This is a genomic window from Synechococcus sp. 60AY4M2, from assembly GCF_002760375.1.
Classification (GTDB): Bacteria; Cyanobacteriota; Cyanobacteriia; order Thermostichales; family Thermostichaceae; genus Thermostichus.
In genome coordinates, this window is the sequence record NZ_AUMZ01000001.1 from 2,051,923 (window position 1) to 2,069,698 (window position 17,776).

Sequence of the window (17,776 nt, forward strand, 5' to 3'; positions counted from 1 at the left end):
CCCAAAATTGTTGTGTTTGTGAAGAGCGTGTTCCCAAGACCTTGTCGGAGCGGGTGCATGATTGCCCTCGTTGCGGGTCGTGGGACAGAGACTTGAACGCTGCTATCGAGATTTTGAAGCGAGGACTCAGGTCCCCCCGTATACGGGGGGATGTAGGGGGGCGGTGGGACTGCCGCTCTCTGGCTGTGGAGGATCCTGGTTTACCAGTCCGTTGAAGCAGCAACTCCGGGAAGTGATTCTCGGAAGCTCCCGTCTACAGCCCGTCAGGGCTTAGCGGGAGAGGATGTCACCAGCCCAAGCAATGCTGAGCAGCCCTCGTAACCAAAGCTGCGCCTGTTGCGGCGAGCACTCCCTGGCAGAAGCAGGCGTGGAACCGGTGGACATGGGGATCCCCAGCGATCTGGCTTACCGCCATTTTAGGGGGCTGCAAGGCAGATCCCAAGGGCTGAAAACCCGTCTCGCGCGGGGATCCCCGCCCGAACCCCGGGAGGCTGCGGCAAAAGCTAGCGAATGTACTGGGCCAAAGCCCGCGAAGGATGGCCTAGGCGCAGCTTGCGCAGAGCATCCCGCTCGATCTGGCGAATCCGCTCCCGCGTTAAGTTAAAGTGATCCCCGACTTCTCGCAGAGTTCTCGCCCTTTGCCCATCCAGCCCATAGCGCAGCTCCAGCACCTGCCTCTCGATGGGCTTCAGGGCCTGCATGGCAGAACGCACATCTTGCCGCAGAGATTGCACGAGGATCTCTTCAAAGGGTTGCTCCTGCCGCTCATCCGGCAGCAAATCCCCCAGGCGGCTTTCCCCTTCCTGGCCAACCGGCACATCCAACGACAGGGGCAAAGCGGCAGCCTGCTGGATCATGCGCAACTTCTTAACCTTGATGCCCAGCGCCTCCGCCAGTTCGGCTTCTGTGGGCCGTCGCCCTCGGGCTTTCATCAGCTCGCGGTTGGTGCGCTTGAGCAGACGCACTTTGTCCACCATATGCACCGGCAGGCGAATCGTCCGGGCTTGGTTGGCAATGCAGCGGGTAATGCCCTGGCGAATCCACCAGTGGGCATAGGTGCTGAAGCGAAAACCTCGTTCGGCATTGAATTTCTCAGTGGCCCGAATAAGACCCATATTGCCCTCTTGGATCAAGTCCAAAAAGGGCACCCCCCGGTTGAGGTACTTCTTGGCCACACTGACCACCAGGCGCAGGTTGGCGTTGATTAGCTTGCGCTGAGCCTGTTCCCCTTGGCGGATGCGGGAGCGCAGGGTAGACACAGGAATCTGCAGGGCTGCTGCCAGTTCCTCATCGCTGGGATCCTGCCCCCGCTGTTGCCGCCATTCCCTGCGGGCCTGATCGATGAGCAGCTTCTGCTGAATTTTGCGCGACAGCTCGATCTCCTCCGCGTGATCGATGCGGGGCACCCGACCAATTGTATTCAAGTAGTGATCGACGGCGTCTTCATTCAGCCGCAACCCGCTGGCGCCCGGCTCTAGGTCGGCCTCTGCAGCCGGATCCTGAGAGGCAGACTCGGCCTCAAGCCAGAGATCGTCGAGCTCCTGGCGGGACGAGGCAATGTTTTCAGGATGAGGACGAGAGAAAACCACGGCCAAGTGAGGAGAAAACGTCACCTCCTAGTCTAGAAAAGTTTCTCCCCCTGGCGCGAGCGAAAATCGATCATGGCCCTCTTTTTTGCCCGGAAATTTTTCCGGCTGGGTGCGGGAGTGGCAGGGATCCCATCTGCCAAGTTCTCGCCGGCAGCGCATCCTGCGCGAAAACATCCATAAGCGATTTTCGATCTAGACCTTGTGTAAGATATTCAGGAGACAGCTAGCTCGCCTGCTGTCGAGCAGGCTCCCACAGGTTCTATAAAGTGGAAGAGGAGGGGTAGCCTTGCCAGCATAGGCTACCATGGGGCGCCGCGGGAGCCATCGGCTTCCTCAGTCTGGAAAAGAATATTCACAATCTCTTGCTCCTATGGAGTCTAACCTCAACCAGCACCCTCCATCGGCCAACTTGATCGGAGAGCGGGTGCGCTGGGTAAGGGAGAAGCTGCAACTGACCCAAGATCAACTGGCGGGTCGCCTGGCTAAGTACGGCGTGCAGTTGGACTACGTCAAGATCGGCCAGGTGGAAAAGGGCAAACGGCGCGTCATCGACAAAGAGCTGGTGGCTTTTGCCAAGGCGCTGGGTGTCTCGGTTACCTGGCTGCTGAGCGGCGACGAATCTCACCTGTAGCGCCTCCGGGCAAGCACCATGTAACAGTTATTCAAGATCCCTGTCATTGTGCGTGAAAGCCCGCAAATAATTTTGCGCTTTGACCCTATCTTCGTCCAAGCATACGTGTAAATACTGATAACATCCTCTATAAGTCTGCCTGCCCAAGCCAAGCCTTGTCTCTGCCTCAACTCTCCTAAGGGACAGGAGAGATACACTCCTTGCCCTGTGAAAGGTACGGGCTTTCCCAAAAGGGATCCAGATCACTGGCGGCTTCACAGCTTTATCTAAGCTTGATATTGTGAAGTTAGTGTAAGACGACCCTCTTTTCTCTGCCTGTGTGAGGTTGACGGATGCTCTCTTTCTTTTTCAGCCGTTTCAACGGCGCCAACAGTCGGCAAAGCGGAGCCCATCGGGTTCTCGCCAGCAAAGCCACCAGCGCGCAGCGGATCCCGAATCGCATGTCTGCTCCCCACAAGGTGCTCAAGCAGGAAAGGCAAATGCAGCGGGAGCAGGAGTTCGCCGAGATGGAGCAAAACATCAGCCGCATCCACTACTTTTACCGGAAGGCAGACATGCCCCTGGAGATGCGGCAGCTCCTCACCTATCGCAAGCTGATGGAGCTGGACTACTTTACCCCCCAGGCAGCGAAAGAGCTGATCAGGCAGTGGCAGCAACAAGAAGAGCGAGAACAAGAACGCCGCGGGGCCTAGAAGTCGCTTCCGCGCCAAACCCGTCACAGTAGTAGCAACTCCGCTACAGGTACAGTTCGTCCAGAAGCTGCAGCAGGGCAAAGCAGAGCCCGGCGCTGGCCAAAGGCACGGTCAGGTTATCCAGCCCCCACCAAGAGAAGACCTCTAGGCCCATGGCCAGGCCTCCCACCAAGAGGCTGATGGCGAGCAAGGAGGGAGAAAAGCCGAAGTACCCCAGCAGCAGCGCCGCAATCACCAAGCTGCTCACTGCCCACATGGTCAGGGATCCCTCCCAACTTTTTTGAAGGGATCCCAGTTGATAGAGGTGCTTGCCCCAAGTTTTGCCCACCAAGCCCGCCAGCGCATCGGCCCAGGTCATCACCAAAATGCCAATCACCGCGAATACCTGTCGCTGCGGCAGCCAAAACCAATACAGCAACAGGCCAATGCTGACAGCATAGAAGAAAGTGCCGAAGCTACGCCGCCCGACCCCATTCAAGCTAGGCAAAATAGCCACCCGGTAGGAGAGCAGCGCCAGGCCGGCAAACACCAAGGAAAACCCCACCCCAAGCCAGCGGGGCACCTGCAAGGCCCAGGCCAGCAGAATGATATTGCCCACACCGATATGGACGACTTTGCGCACCCATTCCCCATCCACCTGTCGGGAGCGCAGCCATTCCGCAAAGGCAAATACGGAGGCCAGCCAGAGAGCGTAGCAAGCAAGCTGCTGGGTCAGGCCCATGAGCTGGCCTCAGAGGGTTTTCAAGTAGCTGAGCAAATCTGCCATCTCCTGGGGATCCGGCTGAAACTGGGGCATAGGCGGAGTTTTGCCACTGGTTACCTGATGAATGATAAACCGGTCGGAGCGGCGGTTGCTAACTCCCCGCAGGCTGGGGCCAACTCGGCCATCGGCTTCTTCTCCATGACAGGCGGCACAGTTGAGGGCAAACAACGAAGCACCATGGCTGGGCTGACCCTCTAGGCTGAGGACGGCTTTAGTGTAAGGATCCAGCCCAGCTCCTGCAGCCAGCCAAATCCAGGTGAGGATTGCCAGACCCACAACAGCCAAGCCCAGTCCAAGCTTTGTCGCCCAGCGCCCTGACAGCAGCGCTTGCAAAGAGTGGAGGAACGGTTGCGGACGCTGCGGGGAGGTTCGCTCAAGCTCACACTCACCGTCACCAGAGGGGCGAGAACTGCCCGATCCAGCGATGTCTGAGAGGAAGGAAGGCACAGACAACCCTGAGAGAAACCGTTTCAATAGTTTACATTTCCATCAATACGATAGCTCAGGGGCCCCTTTCTGCCAACAATCTGCAATGGTATTTACTTTTTCTTAATTATTTGTCGATGCTGGCTGAGGCTCGGGTTTCTCCGGGATGAGCCGGTGGGGAAACAGACGCTGCATAGCTTCTGCCTGGGCCCAGGGATCAGGATTGAGGCTGTGGATGGCGTTGGCCCACTGAAAGTGCGCCTGCAGGCGTCGGTAGAAGGATAAGTTACCATAAACGACGACGGCTGCCACCCGCTCTCGTTGTTGTTGCAGCCAATCCAGCACATAGTTGGGCAAAGGCTCCTCGACAAAGGCCTGGAAGATCAGTTGGCCGGCGCTGCCCAGGGCCGTCTCCAGCAAGCTCAAAGGGGTGAGAGGATGGCTGAGCAAAGGAGAGAAGCCGAGGCCGGCGGGAATGCTGAGGGCGGGAGAGGCCGCCGATAGCCCTGCTGTCTCAGCGCCAGGGGCGAGATCTTGCCAGATCCAGTTCCAACTGCCGGGGGGAGCGGGCAGGGGCAAAGCCTGGCCGCCTGTCACGCCGCCGCGGGCCATGGCAGCTTGACAGGGAGCAATATCCTGCTCGGCCAAGAGGGATCCCAACCGGGCGACTCTGGGCAGAGGCGGACGTGTGCCGAACAGCTTGGCTAGAGGTGAGTCCTTGGCGAGGGGATCTCCCAACAGTAGGGGTTTCAGTTGCTCGTCGGAAAAGCCGCGGCAGAGGGCGGGGTCGCTGGGGTCTTTAGCCCCCATCCAGCCGGGAACCAGGCTGAAATCCGTTTCCGCCAGGGCCGGCCACACTTGCTTGAGCAGGGCGGAGGCGGAGGGGAAAAGCCGCTGCTTGGCCCGCAGCACCCGCGTCACCGATTGGGCAATGGCCTGGGCGTCCAGGGATCCCTGCCGCACAGCTTCCACAATGGCTGTGACGGCCGCCACTGGGTCGGGAGGGGCCAAAAGGAGGTCGGCGCCGGCCTGGAGGGCCCGCACCGCCAGCAGGTGGGGAGAGGAGCCGACGCCAACGGCCAGCTCGTCCAAGAAGCCCTGATCGAGGCCCTCTGCCACAATTAGTCCACTAAACCCCCACTCTTGGCGCAGCAGTTGGGTCAGCCGCCCCGGCAAAAAAGAGATCGGCCAGCGCTCGTCCCACTCGGGAAGCACCACTGGCGCAACCGAGATGGCTCCCACCTGCTCCACCAAGCTGCGGAACGGCAGCCAGAGTCCTGCTTGCAGCTCCTCCAAGGTGAGGCTTAGGCGAGGACACCAGGGGACATCGGTTGGCTTTGGCCGCAGCGCCGCACCTGCCTGGGGCGGTTCTACCCAATCCTGGCCGGGGAAGGATCTGGCTGTGGTCAGGATCCCGCCGGGGACGGCCTGCTCACAGCCGCGCACAAAGGCGCGCGCCAGTTGCAAAACTAGGTGCGGCTCCTCCGCCAGCGCCAGCTCTGCTGGGCCTTGCCCCAGGGGCTCCGCCACCGGGCCCAGCAGCCAGTTAATGCCGATGGCCGCCGCCTCCCGCGCCGTGATCCTTCCCCACTGTTCCGCCCAGCGCTCGGCTTCGGATCCCAGGCGGCTCAGGCCCAGGGGGTGGGGGAAGGAAGTGGCTCCCTGCAGAGCCAGGCCGCGGCTGGCCTCGGCTGCCACAAGAAGGGGCAGAGTCGCCCAAGACTGCGCCTCCTCGATCAGCAGCAGGGCCTCTGCTACATGGCCCTCAGTAATCCAGATGCCTCCAATCCCCACCTCTTGGATCAGCCGCTTGAGGATCTCGCGGGGAGGAGACTGGGATCCCAAACGGGCCGAGACCGGCACCACCAGCAGTTGCGCCACCTGCCGTGCTAAGGACAAGGGCTGCTCAAGGGCAGCGACCGGGGATCCCGAACCACTCATGGACACCATCAGCAAGGGGAAAGCGAGGGGATCCTATCCTTTGCGAAAACGCCGGGCAAGCGCAAAGATCCTAACCCCTCTGCCGGCTGCCGAAACCATCAACGCCTTTGGGCAGCCCGGCAGCGATCGCAGGTGCCGCAGGGCAGGCCGGGCTGGTTCTCAGGGTAGCCAAAATGCCGCAGGATCACCTGCCAGCGACAGCCGCGGCTGTGGATGAAGTCGTCCATCCCCCGCCAGGGATCCTGCCGCGGCGGCGGCTGCCAGTGGCGGTGCAGCACCTGGAAGTGAAAGGGATCTGGCCAGTGCAGACAGCCCATCTCCTGCAGCAGGCCCAGGGCCACCCGCGTCTCCCCGGGGGGCAAGTCGGCATAGGATCCCTGGGGGGGCAGAGTTGTCAGCAAACGCCGCGCCTGGGCCAGCAGGCGCTCCTGCTGGGAATAGAAATAGGCTTGGCGCTGGCGATCGGTGGGATCCAGCAGGCCCGTCGGCTCCGAGACCAACATCAGGGCCCGGCAGGGGCCGCCATCCCGCCCGCCCCGCCCCACCTCCTGCAGGTAGTCCATTAAGTTGGGGGGCGGGTGAAAGTGCAGCACCCAGCGCACGTCGGGCTTGTTGATCCCCAAGCCGAAGGCGTTGGTGCAGACCAGAAAGCGCAGCTCGCCCTCCAGCCAAGCCCGCTCCAGCCGACGGCGGGATCCCGCCTCCAGGCCGCCGTGGTAGGTGGCGGTTTTCTGGTTGCGGCGGCCCAACCACTCGGCCAGCTCCTCCCCATCCCGCCGCGTGCGCACGTACACCAGGCCCGAGCCGGGGTTTTCCGCCAGAAAGCGCAGCAGGCGCCGACGGCGATCCGCTGGGCTCCAGGCCACCGCCACGTTGAGAGAAATGTTGGTTCGCAGCGGGTCAGCGCGAATGCATTCCGGATTCTGCAGGTCGAGGATGTGGCGCAGGCGGCTGAGGGTTTCGGGATCGGCAGTGGCGGTAAAGGCAGCAATGGGAAAGGCAGGCTGGCCCAGGGCAGGGCGCACCAATCCCAGACGGCGGTAGTCGGGCCGGAAGGATCCCCCCCAGTGCACCAAGGTGTGCGCCTCGTCGACAATGAGGCCGTTGAGGGGCACCTGCTGCAGCCGCTCCCAGACTGGCGGGCTGAAGAGGGTTTCCGGCCCCAGATACAGTAGACGCAGCCGGTTCTCCTCCAAAGCCCGCAACACCCGCTTGCGCAGAGCTGGATCCAGCTCGCTGTGCAAACAGGCCGCCGGCAGACGGCGCTTCCAGAGATCCTGCACCTGGTCTTCCATCAGGGCAATCAGAGGCGAGACCACCAGGGTCAGCCCTGTCTGCAGCAAGGCCGGCAGTTGAAAGCACAGAGACTTGCCGAAACCCGTCGGCAACACCACCAGTGCATCCCGCTTCTCCAGCAAGGCACGGATGACCCGCTCCTGAGGTGGGCGCAGTGCCTCGTAGCCCCAATACTGCTTGAGGGCCCGTTGAATCTGTTGCCAATCCTGCAAGGAACACTCTCCCCCTCTGCAACCTGAGCCCGCCTGCCCCCCTGGCCAAAGACGCTGATTCTGGCACCCCTACCTGTGCGATCCTAGAGCTGGGACTTCCTAGTGCTCCCCTACCCTTGCCATGACAGCCATCGACTCCCCCCGCCTGCTGCAGCCCAGGACGGCCTCGGTTCACCGCCGCACCAACGAAACGGACGTTCAAGTGCATCTCAACCTCGATGGCAGAGGGCAGTACGAGATCGACACCGGGATCCCCTTCTTGGACCACATGCTGGCCCAGCTCAGCACCCATGGGCTAATTGATCTCCAGATCAAGGCCGTGGGGGATCTGCACATCGACGACCACCACACCAATGAGGACGTGGGCATTGCCCTGGGACAGGCGCTGGCGCAGGCGCTGCAGGATCGGCGCGGCATTTACCGTTTTGGTCACTTCTGGGCTCCGTTGGATGAGGCGCTGGTGCAGGTGGTGCTGGACTTTTCCGGGCGCCCCCACCTCAGCTATGGTCTGGAGCTGACCGTCGAACGCATTGGCCGCTACGAAACCCAGTTGGTGCGCGAGTTCTACCAGGCGGTGGCCAACCACGCCCAGCTTACCCTGCACATCCGCCAGGTTGCTGGTCTCAATGCCCACCACATCGTCGAGGCCAGTTTCAAGGCCTTTGCCCGCGCCCTGCGCATGGCCGTAGAACGGGATCCGCGCCGACAAGATGGGATCCCCAGCTCAAAAGGTGTTCTGTAGACTTAACCTCCGCCCGAGCAAGGGACAGCGCGACTGGCCAAAACAGTAGTGCCGCAAGCGGGCCAACTCCGCCTCGCTGAGATCCTGCCACTGGCCAGGGGCCAGCCCCTGCAGCGAGAGGGGCCCCAGCCCCACTCGCACCAATCTCAAGGTTGGAATGCCGACAGCGGCGGTCATGCGGCGCACCTGGCGGTTGCGACCCTCCCGCAGCGTCAGCTCCAGCCAGGTGGTGGGGATGGAGCGGCGAAAGCGGATGGGCGGATCCCGCGGCGGCAGCTCCGGCTCCTCGGCTAGCACTCTAACCTCAGCCGGCCGGGTCTTTCGCCCCTGAATGACCACTCCCTCTTGCAACTGCTGCAGGGCCTGGGGCGTGGGGATCCCTTCCACCTGCACCCAGTAGGTGCGCTCGTGGCCGAACTTGGGATCGATCAGGCGGGCGTTGAGGCGGCCATCGTCGGTGAGCAGAAGCAGACCTTCGCTATCGCGATCCAACCGCCCCACCGGATAGACCTTGGGCACCGGGATGAAAGACTTGAGGGTTGGCCGCCCCTGCCGGTCGGTAAATTGGGTGAGCACGCCGTAGGGTTTGTAAAACTTGAGGTAGCGCATGGCAAAAGTGTGGATCCCGTCTTTTAAGATTGGGCAGAGCAGCTTCAACGGTAAGATCAAGCCTTGGGCGCGGCGTTTTCCGTTGGCGGCAGAGTTTGACGGATCTCACTCATGACGATAGACAACACTCTACTCTGGGTTTTAATTGGAACGGCGGGGCTCTCCCTTCTCAGTCTGGTGTACGTGTGGGTGGATGAGGGGATCAAACGACGCCGTTACGAGCGGCAACAGCAAAAAGAGGCTGCCCAAGCCGCTGCCGCTGCCCCCGAGCCCACCGCCACAGAGCCAAAAGCCGAGCTCGAACCCTCCGCCTCTCTCCAGGAGGCAGAGGTAGCGCCTAATACACCCAATGCCTCAGCCGCTACCTCCGAGCCGCTTGCCGATACCGCTGCTAGAACAGAGGAGACGCCGGAGGCCACCCCTTGAAGCTGCTCTTCCCCCGTTCCGCCTAAGTCGGCAGGTGGGCTAACCTAAGACAGGAAGGCCAACGGGATCCCTATGTTGCGCCTGTTGCGGATCGAGAACTTCGCCCTGATCGAGTACTTGGAGATTCCCTTTCGGGCGGGGCTGAACGTGCTCACCGGAGAAACAGGGGCGGGCAAATCTATCATTCTCGATGCCCTCGATGCCGCGCTCGGGGGACCGGCTCGCGCTCTGCGCAGCGGCAGCGATCGGGGCTTGGTGGAAGCCATTTTCCAGCCTACGGCCGCGCTGGAGGCCTGGCTAGAGCAAGAGCAAATTGAACCTTTGGAAGAAGGCCTGGTCTGCAGCCGCGAGCTGGTGATGCGCAACGGCAAGCTCAGCAGCCGCCTGCGAGTCAATGGGGTGCTCGTGAACAAGGCTCAGATGCTCAGCCTGCGCTCCCAACTGGTGGAGATCACCGCCCAGGGCCAGACAAGCCAACTCCAGTCTCCCCAAACCCAGCGCCGCTGGCTGGATGCCTTTGGCGGCGAAAAGCTGCTGCGCCTGCGTTCAGAGGTGGCAGCTTGCTACCAAACCTGGAGCCAGCTCAAAGCAGAGATAGCCTCCCGCCAGCAAAACCAACACCTGCGGCTGCAGCGGCTAGATCTCCTAGAGTTGCAAGCCCAAGAACTGGCTGCCCTGCGCCTGGAGGATCCTGACGAGCTGACCAAATTGGAGCGGGAGCGGGAGCGCCTGGCCCACCGCGTGGAACTGCAGCAGCAGAGTTATGCCGCTCACCAACTGCTCTACCAAAATGACAGCGGCTCGCCGGCCATTGCCGATCTCCTGGCCCAAGCCGAGCGTCTGCTGCAGAGCATGGCCCAGCGGGATCCCGACCTAACTCCCCTAGTCGAGATGGTCAGCAGCGCCCTCGTTCAGGTGGAGGAGGCGGGGCGGGAGCTGCTGCGCTACGGCGAGACCCTGGAGGCGGATCCCAGTCGGCTAAGCAAAATTGAACGGCGCCTAGCCCAACTGCGACAGGCCTGCCGCAAATACGGCCCCACCCTGGCCGAGGTGATGGCCCACGCGGAGCGGCTCAAGGCAGAGCTGGCCCAACTGCGGGACGAGAGCACCGACTTGGAGGAACTAGAGGCGCGGCTAGACCAGGCAGCCCAGGAGCTGGAGCGCCACTGCCAGATGCTCTCGCATCTGCGGCAGCAGGCGGCCCACCAACTGGAAAAGGCTCTCGTGGAGGAGCTTGGGCCCCTGGGGATGAGCGGTGTGCAGTTCCAGGTGCAGATCCAAGCCGGATCCCCCACCGCCGAAGGGGTGGATCAGGTGAGCTTTTGGTTTAGCCCCAACCCCGGCGAGCCCCTGCAGCCGCTGGCCGACATTGCCTCCGGCGGCGAGATGAGCCGTTTTCTGCTGGCCTTAAAAGCGGTGTTCAGCCGCGTCGATCCGGTGGCTACTCTGGTCTTCGACGAGATCGACGTCGGCGTATCCGGCAAGGTAGCGCAGGCCATCGCCGCCAAACTGCACCAGATTGCCCGTAGCCACCAAGTTCTCTGCGTTACCCACCAGCCCCTGGTTGCCGCCCTAGCCGATCACCACCTGCGGGTTTACAAAGTGGTGCAAGAAGGGCGAACCTGCGTGCGGGTGGATTCGCTGAGAGAAGGGGAGCGCCGGGAAGAATTGGCCCAACTGGCTGCCGGCCACTCCGCCCAGGAGGCAATGGGCTTTGTGGAAGCCCTTCTCAAGCAGGCAGCCCAACTGCGCCAACTGCAACTGGCCGGCTCTGCTTAGCTCCCCTCTCCCCGAGGGTGAGGGCCTCAGCCGCCCAAAAATAGCTCCAACACCTCGGGGTTGTGCAATAGGTTGGGGCCGGTATCCTCAAAGCGGTTTTCTCCCATGGAGAGGACGTAGCCCCAGTCCGCTATAGCCAAGGCCTGCTTGGCATTTTGCTCGACCATTAGGATGCTGACGCCGCGGCGGTTGATCTCCTGCAGGAGGGCAAAGGTCTGCTCGACATACAGCGGCGACAGGCCGGCTGTCGGCTCGTCCAACACCAACAGCTGCGGCTCCGCCATCAGCGCCCGCCCCATGGCCAGCATCTGCCGTTGCCCGCCGGAGAGGGATCCCGCCGCTTGCTTTCGCTTTTCCCTTAGCGGCGGAAACAGCTCGTAAACCCGCTCCCGTTGGGCAGTGTAGTCGTCGCGCCGGATAAAGGCTCCCATCTCCAGGTTTTCCTCGACGGTGAGGGAGGGAAAGACATTGTTGGTCTGAGGCACAAAGCCGATCCCCCGCCGCACCAGTTGCTCGGCAGGCAGATGGGTGATGTCAGAACCTTGGAACAGCACTCGGCCCGAGCGGACGGTGGCCAATCCAAAAAGAGACTTGAGCACTGTCGATTTGCCCGCCCCGTTGGGGCCGATGATCACTACAATTTGGCCTGGAGTGACCTTGAGGCGGATCCCTTTGAGGATGTCCACGCCGCGGTAGCCACTGTAGAGATCTTGAATCTCGAGCAAGGGGGTCATGGCGGGGATCCCTCCGGCGAGACGGTGGAAGTCTGGGAGGAGCTGAGGGCATCAGCCAGGGCAATGGATCCCAAATAGGCCTCCCGCACGGCTGGGTTTTGCTTGATCTCCTGCATGGATCCCTGAGTCAGCACCCTCCCCCCCGCCATGACCACCACGTGGTGGCAGAGGCGGGTCACCAGATCCAAATCGTGTTCGATGATGCAGAAGGTGCAGCCACGCTCGCGGTTAAGGTACTCGATAAAGCGGATCAGGTCTGCCAGCAAAGTGCGGTTGACCCCAGCCCCCGGCTCGTCCAAGAGGATGACCCGCGCGTCCGCCATTAGGGTACGTCCCAGCTCCAGCAGCTTCTTTTGCCCGCCGGAAAGGTTGACCGCCAGTTGATCGCGCAGGTGGATGAGGTTGAGCCGTTCCAAAACTTCTTCAGCCCGAGCCTGAAGCTGGCGCTCCTGCCGCTGTACTCGCTGCCAGCGGAACCAGGCGTTAAATAGGTTTTCTCCAGCCTGATGGGGAGGAACAACCATTAAGTTTTCCAGAACGGTCATGCGGCCAAACTCCCGCGGGATCTGGAAGGTGCGCACCAGCCCACGTTGAAACAACTGGTGGGGAGGCAAGCCCGTGACGTCTTCCCCATCTAGCCAGATGCGTCCGCTATTGGGCCGAATAAAACCGGCAATGATGTTGAAAAGAGTTGTTTTCCCCGCCCCGTTGGGACCAATCAAGCCCGTGATCCGACCAGCTTCGATGCGGAAGGAACAGTGATCTAGGGCATTGACGCCGCCAAACTGTTTGGAGATGTTGTCAATAACGATCACACCGCTACCCTGGGAAAGCTCCATTCCCTAGTAGATTCACTATTTTATGAGCTTTCGTCGTAGGGTAAAGAAGCTTATTTAACCAAACTCGCCGATAGGCTTGCCAAGAAGCCCCCTGGCAGGGGTTGGGTTGGCTCTTGGAGGGAACCCTTTGAGGTGGGCTAACGTCTACTTCTATACCATCGACCTTTGAGAATTGCAGTTTTATTCCCTCATTGGAGCTCATTGGAGGTTCTTGGTTATGTCTCCCATGCACAAACTGACCCGGCGGGCCTTCGCGACGGCGGCAGCCCTGACAGCAGCAGCACTGGCCACCACCCTGCTGCCAAGCACAGCTCAGCAAGCAGCCAAAGCCCCGATCAAGATAGGAGCGCTGCTGTCTTTGACGGGCGACCTGCAGGCCTATGGGGAAAACTGCCTCAAGGGCATCAAGCTGGCTCTGGATCAGATTAACGCCGCTGGCGGCGTCCTCGGATCCCCAATCCAAGTGGTGGAGGCGGATGACCAAACCTCAGCCCAGCCGGCTATTGATGCTGCCCAGCGGCTAGTGAACGTGGAGAAGGTGGCCGCCATTGTTGGCGCTTTGGGCAGTGGCGTTACCATTCCGGTGGCCACGACAGTCACGGTTCCCAGCAAGATTCCGCAAATTTCGCCAGCTTCCACCGCTCCCACCATCACCACCCTGGACGACAATGGTTTCTTGTTCCGCACCGTTCCCTCCGATGCCTTCCAAGGGGTAGCCCTGGCGCAAATTACCCGCGAAGAAAACCTGGAGCGCCTGGCCATCATCTACATCAATAACGACTACGGCAAGGGGCTGGCCGACAGCTTCAAGGCCGCCTTTGAAAAGCGGGGCGGCACCATTACCAAGTCGGTTCCCTACGAACCCGGCCAAGCCTCCTACCGCGGCGAGCTGGATCAGCTCAAGGAAGGGGATCCCCAGGCGCTGGTGCTGATCGGGTATCCCGAAAACGGCGCGATCATCCTGCGGCAGGCTTTGGAAGGGGGGCTATTTGACCGCTTTGTCTTCACAGATGGCATGCGCTCTCCCGATCTGGCCACCCAGGTGGGGGCGGACAAGCTAGAGGGATCCATCGGCACCTCGCCCCAGGCTCTGACCGACAGCAAAGCCTACCAAATCTTTGCTGAAGCCTACAAAGCTGCCTACGGGGAGCTGCCCCCCACCCCCTACATCGACACGGCCTACGATGCCGCTTTTGTCTTGGCTCTGGCCATTCAAAAGGCCGGCAGCGCCGACGGCACCGCCATCCGCGATGCTCTGCGGCAAGTGGCCAATCCCCCCGGCACCGAGATCCTGCCAGGAGAGTGGGCCAAGGCAGTGGAGCTACTCAAGAAAGGGGAGGACATTGACTACACTGGCGCTTCCGGCTCGCTGAACTTCGACGAGAACGGAGACGTGGCCGGAACCTTTGCCCACTGGACCTTCAAGGGCGGGCAGATCGTCGACTTGAAAGTGTTTGAGCCGGAAGGCTAAGAGTCTTTAGGCCGGTGGTGCTCGGCTTGGCCGGGCCAGTTCCCGCCTAAGCTCAAAAGCGGGGGCCTGCAGAGGAGACTTTTGCAGGCCCCTGTTTTTTGGGGAAGATCAACAAGAGGGGTGACAGCTTGGGAGCGAGTCTTTGCTGTGAACCTGTACCGAGATGTGCTGCGGCCCTTGATTTTTTCGGGCCTGAGGGCTGACCCGGAAACGGTTAAGGTGGGGCTCTTGCGCGCCTTGGAGTGGCTGGACGCCACCCAGGCCACCGGGATCCTGGCTCTTTTGGAGCGCCTGTTCTGCTATCGGGATCCGCGGCTGGAAGTACGGCTCTGGGGCCTCACCTTCCCCAATCCCATTGGCCTGGCCGCAGGCTTTGACAAGGATGGCCTAGCTGTGGGCGTCTGGCCCAGTTTGGGCTTTGGCTTTGTGGAGGTGGGCACCGTCACTCCTGGGCCTCAGCCGGGCAACCCCAAGCCGCGCCTGTTCCAGTTGCCCCAGGATCGGGCTGCTCTCAACCACATGGGCTTCAACAACCAGGGGGCGGCAGCTCTGGCCGAACGGCTGCGCCGGCTGCGCCAACGTCCCATTCCCATCGGCATCAACCTGGGCAAAGGGAAGGCCACCCCCCTGGAGGAGGCGGCGGCTGACTACCTGGCCAGCTTTCGTCTGTTGCGGGAGCTGGGAGACTATTTTGTGGTCAACGTCAGCTCCCCCAACACAGCGGGATTGCGATCCCTGCAGGCTGACGAGCAGTTGGCGCCCATCCTGGCGACGTTGCAGGGGGAAAATCGCGGACAGAAGCCCCTTTTGGTGAAGATTGCCCCTGACCTAGATTGGCCAGAAATTGACGCCATCCTGGAGCTGGCCCAAGCCTACAGACTGGCGGGGCTTGTAGCCACCAACACTACCCTGCGCCGCGACAACCTGAAAACCCGCTTCCTGCCAGGGCTGGGGCCCCTCGCCGCGGCAGCCGGCGGCATCAGCGGCGCCCCCCTGCGGCAGCGCTCCACCCAGGTGATCCGCTACATTCACCAGGCCACTCAGGGGCAATTGCCGATTATTGGAGTGGGGGGCATCTTCACCCTGGCCGATGCCATGGAGAAACTGGAGGCCGGGGCCAGCCTGCTCCAGGTCTATACAGGCTGGGTCTATGAAGGGCCAAGCCTAGTTCCCCGCCTGTTGCGCGGCCTGGCCGCTGCCAGGAATCCCGCCCCTTCCTCCCCGGAGAGAATGCCGACAGGGATCCAATCCGGGCGTAAGATTGTTATGGATCCCTGAGGGAACTTGCCGGTGACTCTGCTGCAACATCTTTTCAAAACCCCCCATCCGGTTATTGGGGTGGTTCATCTGTTGCCGCTGCCCACCTCGCCCCGTTGGGGAGGGGACTTGGAGTGGGTGATCGCGCAGGCAGAACAGGCCGCTACCGCCCTGGCGGCAGGAGGCGTGGACGGGATCCTCGTCGAGAACTTTTACGATGCCCCCTTTGCCAAGGAGCGGGTGGATGCGGCGGTGGTGAGCGCCATGACCGTGGTGGTGCAGCGGATCAAGATGCTGGTTTCCCTGCCCATCGGGATCAACGTCTTGCGCAACGATGGCTACAGCGCCCTAGCCATTGCCGCCTGTGTGGGGGCCCAGTTTATCCGGGTCAATGTCCTCTGCGGGGCGATGGTGACCGACCAGGGCATCATCGAGGGAAATGCCCACCGCCTGCTGCGCTACCGCCGCGAGCTGGGGGCCGACATCAAGATCTTTGCCGATGTGCTGGTGAAGCACGCCCAGCCCCTGAGTCCCATCAGCCTGGAGGCGGCCATCGCCGACACGGTGGAGCGCGGCCTGGCCGATGCCATCGTTCTCTCTGGCTGGGCCACCGGAAAGCCGCCTCTTCTGAAAGATCTGAAGCTGGCCCGCCAAGTCGCCCCTCAGGTACCTCTGTTGATTGGCTCAGGAGCCACCGCCGAAAACATCGGCAACCTCATCCGCCACGCGGATGGCGTGATTGTGGCCAGTTCTTTGAAACGGCCGGCCCGTTCCGCCGGCATGCCAGCGGGCTATGCGGATCCCTTTCCCCTCATCGACCCAATCCGGGTGCGACAGTTTGTGGAAGCGTTGCACCTTGGCCTGGGCGAACGGCCCACCAATCCGGCTTGCCTGGCCACTCCCAGCTCTAGCTGCAGCTAGCCTTTGGGGATAGGATCGGCATTATTCACCGTATCAGAGCTTTCTAGCTTTCTTTTGATGTTGTCAGCTGAACTCGAAGGCTGGGGGTCTTCCTCCAGCCTGCCTTCTGCTCGCGTTGGCGGGGCGGAGTCCTTGCCCTTGCAGGAAGTTTCGTGGAGCCAGGTGCCGGCTCAGGTTCCCTGCATTTGGGTCATCGACGATGACCCGGTGAACCGTCGTTACATCGGCGAAGTCCTCAAAAGCTCCAACTACCGGGTGGAAAGCTGGGAAAGCGGCCAGTTGGCCTGGGAGCACCTGCAGACCCTGGATGAAAGCGAATGGCCGGATTTGATCATCTGCGACTGGGTCATGCCGGGTTTGTCTGGAGTGGAGTTGTGTCGCCGTCTAAAAAACTTGCCCGCCGGACAGTTCATCTATTTCATCTTGCTCACCGCCCGCTCCGAAGTTGAGGATCGGGTGCAGGGACTGGATGCAGGGGCAGATGAGTTTATCGCCAAGCCGATCGATCCTGAGGAGCTGCGGGCACGGGTGCGGGCGGGGCTGCGCCTGCAGCGGCTTACCCAAGCTTTGGCTCAGGCCAACCGGCAACTGCGGGCCCGCAACGAGCTGTTGGAGTCTCTGTCTTTGACGGATCCCTTGACCGGTGCCTTGAACCGCCGCGCCCTCGACCAGGCGTTGCCACATTTGCTCAAACAGGTGGGGCCGCGTGAGCAAGCCCGCTATCGCTATCTCTGCCTGCTGATGATGGATGTGGATTACTTCAAGCAGGTTAACGACACCTACGGCCACTATATCGGCGACTGCGTGTTGCAGGCCATCGTTGGGCGGCTGCACAATCAACTGCGCCCCTCCAGCCTGCTCTACCGCTACGGCGGCGAAGAATTTGTCTGCGTCACCCCTGGGCTCAACCCCGCCCGCTGCCACCGCTACGCCGAGTCTCTGCGCCGGGCCATCGCCAGCCGGCCAATTGAGGTTGCGCCCCAGCGCAGCCTGCCTGTCACCATCAGCATTGGCGGGATCGTCCTCAGCGAAGATGGCCCCCTAGCACCTGAGGCCGCTCTCCAGAAGGCAGATGAGGCCCTCTACCAGGCCAAGCAGGCGGGGCGCAACCGCGTACATCTTTTCTTGCCACCGCCGCCGGAGCATGACTCTAGTCAATAATAAGCTCAACTATACTGAAAATAATGTATAATATGTTCAGTACGGATTACTACCAGTTGATCTTTCTGTTTACTTTCGAGTCTGCCAACATGGTAGCCAAAGCAAAGCAGAAAATTGGTAGTAAGACGACACGGAAACTGCGCTTTGGGTATTCTACTCAAAGCTTTGCGGGATACCGCCATTCTGTTTGGACTCCGTCCCGCTAACGCGAATGGAAACAAGCAGAATGCTATCGCTGCATAGTTGAACAGTGATGTTCAGCAGTGTTCAGCGTAAATGTATCAGAA

Annotated in this window: 18 protein-coding genes and 1 pseudogene; 11 read left to right on the top strand and 8 right to left on the bottom strand. The window is 61.4% G+C overall.

All coding sequences use genetic code 11. The features are described 5' to 3' along the window. Positions 1-53 precede the first annotated feature (53 nt). Positions 54-215 carry a transposase gene (locus SYN60AY4M2_RS14465; protein WP_240527886.1) on the top strand — a complete coding sequence of 54 codons (162 nt, stop codon included), beginning with the start codon at positions 54-56 and terminating at the stop codon, positions 213-215. A gap of 288 nt (positions 216-503) precedes the next feature. On the opposite strand, the gene SYN60AY4M2_RS09000 is transcribed toward SYN60AY4M2_RS14465, so the two are convergent. After that, the gene (locus SYN60AY4M2_RS09000; RefSeq protein WP_240527797.1) at positions 504-1,613 is read right to left on the bottom strand and encodes an RpoD/SigA family RNA polymerase sigma factor; all 1,110 of its coding nucleotides are present in this window, start codon (positions 1,611-1,613) and stop codon (positions 504-506) included. A gap of 346 nt (positions 1,614-1,959) precedes the next feature. Between SYN60AY4M2_RS09000 and SYN60AY4M2_RS09005 the strand changes: the two genes are divergently transcribed. Both SYN60AY4M2_RS09005 and SYN60AY4M2_RS09010 read left to right on the top strand, forming a co-directional pair. Then, a complete protein-coding gene (locus SYN60AY4M2_RS09005; protein WP_041438621.1) occupies positions 1,960-2,220 on the top strand; it encodes a helix-turn-helix transcriptional regulator in 261 nt (86 codons plus the stop codon). A 332-nt stretch (positions 2,221-2,552) separates the two neighbouring features. After that, positions 2,553-2,912, top strand: a complete 360-nt coding sequence (locus tag SYN60AY4M2_RS09010; RefSeq protein ID WP_011431418.1) for a hypothetical protein — start codon at positions 2,553-2,555, stop codon at positions 2,910-2,912. A 43-nt stretch (positions 2,913-2,955) separates the two neighbouring features. Here SYN60AY4M2_RS09010 and SYN60AY4M2_RS09015 read toward each other — a convergent pair whose 3' ends face one another. From SYN60AY4M2_RS09015 to SYN60AY4M2_RS09030, 4 genes are all read right to left on the bottom strand, one after another. After that, positions 2,956-3,633: a diacylglycerol/polyprenol kinase family protein gene (locus SYN60AY4M2_RS09015; RefSeq protein WP_011431417.1), complete on the bottom strand. Its 678-nt coding sequence runs from the start codon at positions 3,631-3,633 to the stop codon at positions 2,956-2,958. A gap of 9 nt (positions 3,634-3,642) precedes the next feature. Then, positions 3,643-3,960, bottom strand: a complete 318-nt coding sequence (locus SYN60AY4M2_RS09020; RefSeq protein WP_011431416.1) for a cytochrome c — start codon at positions 3,958-3,960, stop codon at positions 3,643-3,645. A gap of 264 nt (positions 3,961-4,224) precedes the next feature. Beyond that, positions 4,225-6,051: a glycoside hydrolase family 3 N-terminal domain-containing protein gene (locus tag SYN60AY4M2_RS09025; protein WP_240527887.1), complete on the bottom strand. Its 1,827-nt coding sequence runs from the start codon at positions 6,049-6,051 to the stop codon at positions 4,225-4,227. Between the two features lie 89 nt (positions 6,052-6,140). Further along, positions 6,141-7,550 carry a RecQ family ATP-dependent DNA helicase gene (locus tag SYN60AY4M2_RS09030; RefSeq protein ID WP_099812742.1) on the bottom strand — a complete coding sequence of 470 codons (1,410 nt, stop codon included), beginning with the start codon at positions 7,548-7,550 and terminating at the stop codon, positions 6,141-6,143. 121 nt (positions 7,551-7,671) lie between these two features. Here SYN60AY4M2_RS09030 and hisB point away from each other — a divergent pair, with 121 nt between their 5' ends. After that, positions 7,672-8,292 (top strand): imidazoleglycerol-phosphate dehydratase HisB, encoded by a 621-nt coding sequence (gene hisB / locus SYN60AY4M2_RS09035; protein WP_099812743.1) that lies wholly within the window; start codon positions 7,672-7,674, stop codon positions 8,290-8,292. On the opposite strand, the gene SYN60AY4M2_RS09040 is transcribed toward hisB, so the two are convergent. Further along, on the bottom strand, positions 8,275-8,901 hold the full coding sequence (locus tag SYN60AY4M2_RS09040) for a pseudouridine synthase (RefSeq protein WP_099812744.1): 627 nt from the start codon (positions 8,899-8,901) through the stop codon (positions 8,275-8,277). The two genes, hisB and SYN60AY4M2_RS09040, sit on opposite strands and share 18 nt — an antisense overlap. A gap of 111 nt (positions 8,902-9,012) precedes the next feature. On the opposite strand from SYN60AY4M2_RS09040, the gene SYN60AY4M2_RS09045 reads away from it, so the two are divergent. Together SYN60AY4M2_RS09045 and recN are read left to right on the top strand one after the other, a co-directional pair. Further along, positions 9,013-9,327, top strand: a complete 315-nt coding sequence (locus SYN60AY4M2_RS09045; RefSeq protein ID WP_011431411.1) for a hypothetical protein — start codon at positions 9,013-9,015, stop codon at positions 9,325-9,327. A 72-nt stretch (positions 9,328-9,399) separates the two neighbouring features. Next, positions 9,400-11,106 (top strand): DNA repair protein RecN, encoded by a 1,707-nt coding sequence (recN, locus tag SYN60AY4M2_RS09050; protein ID WP_099812745.1) that lies wholly within the window; start codon positions 9,400-9,402, stop codon positions 11,104-11,106. A 26-nt stretch (positions 11,107-11,132) separates the two neighbouring features. Here recN and SYN60AY4M2_RS09055 read toward each other — a convergent pair whose 3' ends face one another. Together SYN60AY4M2_RS09055 and SYN60AY4M2_RS09060 are read right to left on the bottom strand one after the other, a co-directional pair. Next, on the bottom strand, positions 11,133-11,840 hold the full coding sequence (locus SYN60AY4M2_RS09055; RefSeq protein ID WP_099812746.1) for an ABC transporter ATP-binding protein: 708 nt from the start codon (positions 11,838-11,840) through the stop codon (positions 11,133-11,135). Continuing rightward, positions 11,837-12,655 carry an ABC transporter ATP-binding protein gene (locus tag SYN60AY4M2_RS09060; RefSeq protein ID WP_099812747.1) on the bottom strand — a complete coding sequence of 273 codons (819 nt, stop codon included), beginning with the start codon at positions 12,653-12,655 and terminating at the stop codon, positions 11,837-11,839. Before SYN60AY4M2_RS09060 ends, SYN60AY4M2_RS09055 begins: the two co-directional genes overlap by 4 nt. Before the next feature lie 250 nt (positions 12,656-12,905). Between SYN60AY4M2_RS09060 and SYN60AY4M2_RS09065 the strand changes: the two genes are divergently transcribed. From SYN60AY4M2_RS09065 to SYN60AY4M2_RS14775, 5 genes and pseudogenes are all read left to right on the top strand, one after another. After that, entirely contained in the window at positions 12,906-14,150 is a 1,245-nt protein-coding gene (locus SYN60AY4M2_RS09065) for an ABC transporter substrate-binding protein (RefSeq protein WP_240527798.1), read from the top strand. A gap of 147 nt (positions 14,151-14,297) precedes the next feature. Further along, entirely contained in the window at positions 14,298-15,428 is a 1,131-nt protein-coding gene (locus tag SYN60AY4M2_RS09070; protein ID WP_099813312.1) for a quinone-dependent dihydroorotate dehydrogenase, read from the top strand. Positions 15,429-15,440: 12 nt separating this feature from the next. Next, complete coding sequence (btpA, locus tag SYN60AY4M2_RS09075; RefSeq protein WP_011431405.1) at positions 15,441-16,328, top strand: photosystem I biogenesis protein BtpA; 888 nt, start codon at positions 15,441-15,443, stop codon at positions 16,326-16,328. A gap of 57 nt (positions 16,329-16,385) precedes the next feature. Continuing rightward, entirely contained in the window at positions 16,386-17,489 is a 1,104-nt protein-coding gene (locus SYN60AY4M2_RS09080) for a diguanylate cyclase (protein ID WP_099812749.1), read from the top strand. Between the two features lie 35 nt (positions 17,490-17,524). Then, positions 17,525-17,732: pseudogene (locus tag SYN60AY4M2_RS14775) on the top strand (hypothetical protein); the annotation flags it as partial. Between the last annotated feature and the right edge of the window lie 44 nt (positions 17,733-17,776).

Coding starts and splice junctions, on each gene's coding strand:
- SYN60AY4M2_RS09065 (WP_240527798.1), top strand. CDS start 12,906: ATGCACAAACTGACCCGGCGGGCCTTCGCGACGGCGGCAGCCCTGACA.
- SYN60AY4M2_RS09025 (WP_240527887.1), bottom strand. CDS start 6,051: ATGGTGTCCATGAGTGGTTCGGGATCCCCGGTCGCTGCCCTTGAGCAG.
- SYN60AY4M2_RS09010 (WP_011431418.1), top strand. CDS start 2,553: ATGCTCTCTTTCTTTTTCAGCCGTTTCAACGGCGCCAACAGTCGGCAA.
- SYN60AY4M2_RS09015 (WP_011431417.1), bottom strand. CDS start 3,633: ATGGGCCTGACCCAGCAGCTTGCTTGCTACGCTCTCTGGCTGGCCTCC.
- hisB (WP_099812743.1), top strand. CDS start 7,672: ATGACAGCCATCGACTCCCCCCGCCTGCTGCAGCCCAGGACGGCCTCG.
- recN (WP_099812745.1), top strand. CDS start 9,400: ATGTTGCGCCTGTTGCGGATCGAGAACTTCGCCCTGATCGAGTACTTG.
- SYN60AY4M2_RS09080 (WP_099812749.1), top strand. CDS start 16,386: ATGTTGTCAGCTGAACTCGAAGGCTGGGGGTCTTCCTCCAGCCTGCCT.
- SYN60AY4M2_RS09005 (WP_041438621.1), top strand. CDS start 1,960: ATGGAGTCTAACCTCAACCAGCACCCTCCATCGGCCAACTTGATCGGA.
- SYN60AY4M2_RS09045 (WP_011431411.1), top strand. CDS start 9,013: ATGACGATAGACAACACTCTACTCTGGGTTTTAATTGGAACGGCGGGG.
- SYN60AY4M2_RS09040 (WP_099812744.1), bottom strand. CDS start 8,901: ATGCGCTACCTCAAGTTTTACAAACCCTACGGCGTGCTCACCCAATTT.
- SYN60AY4M2_RS09055 (WP_099812746.1), bottom strand. CDS start 11,840: ATGACCCCCTTGCTCGAGATTCAAGATCTCTACAGTGGCTACCGCGGC.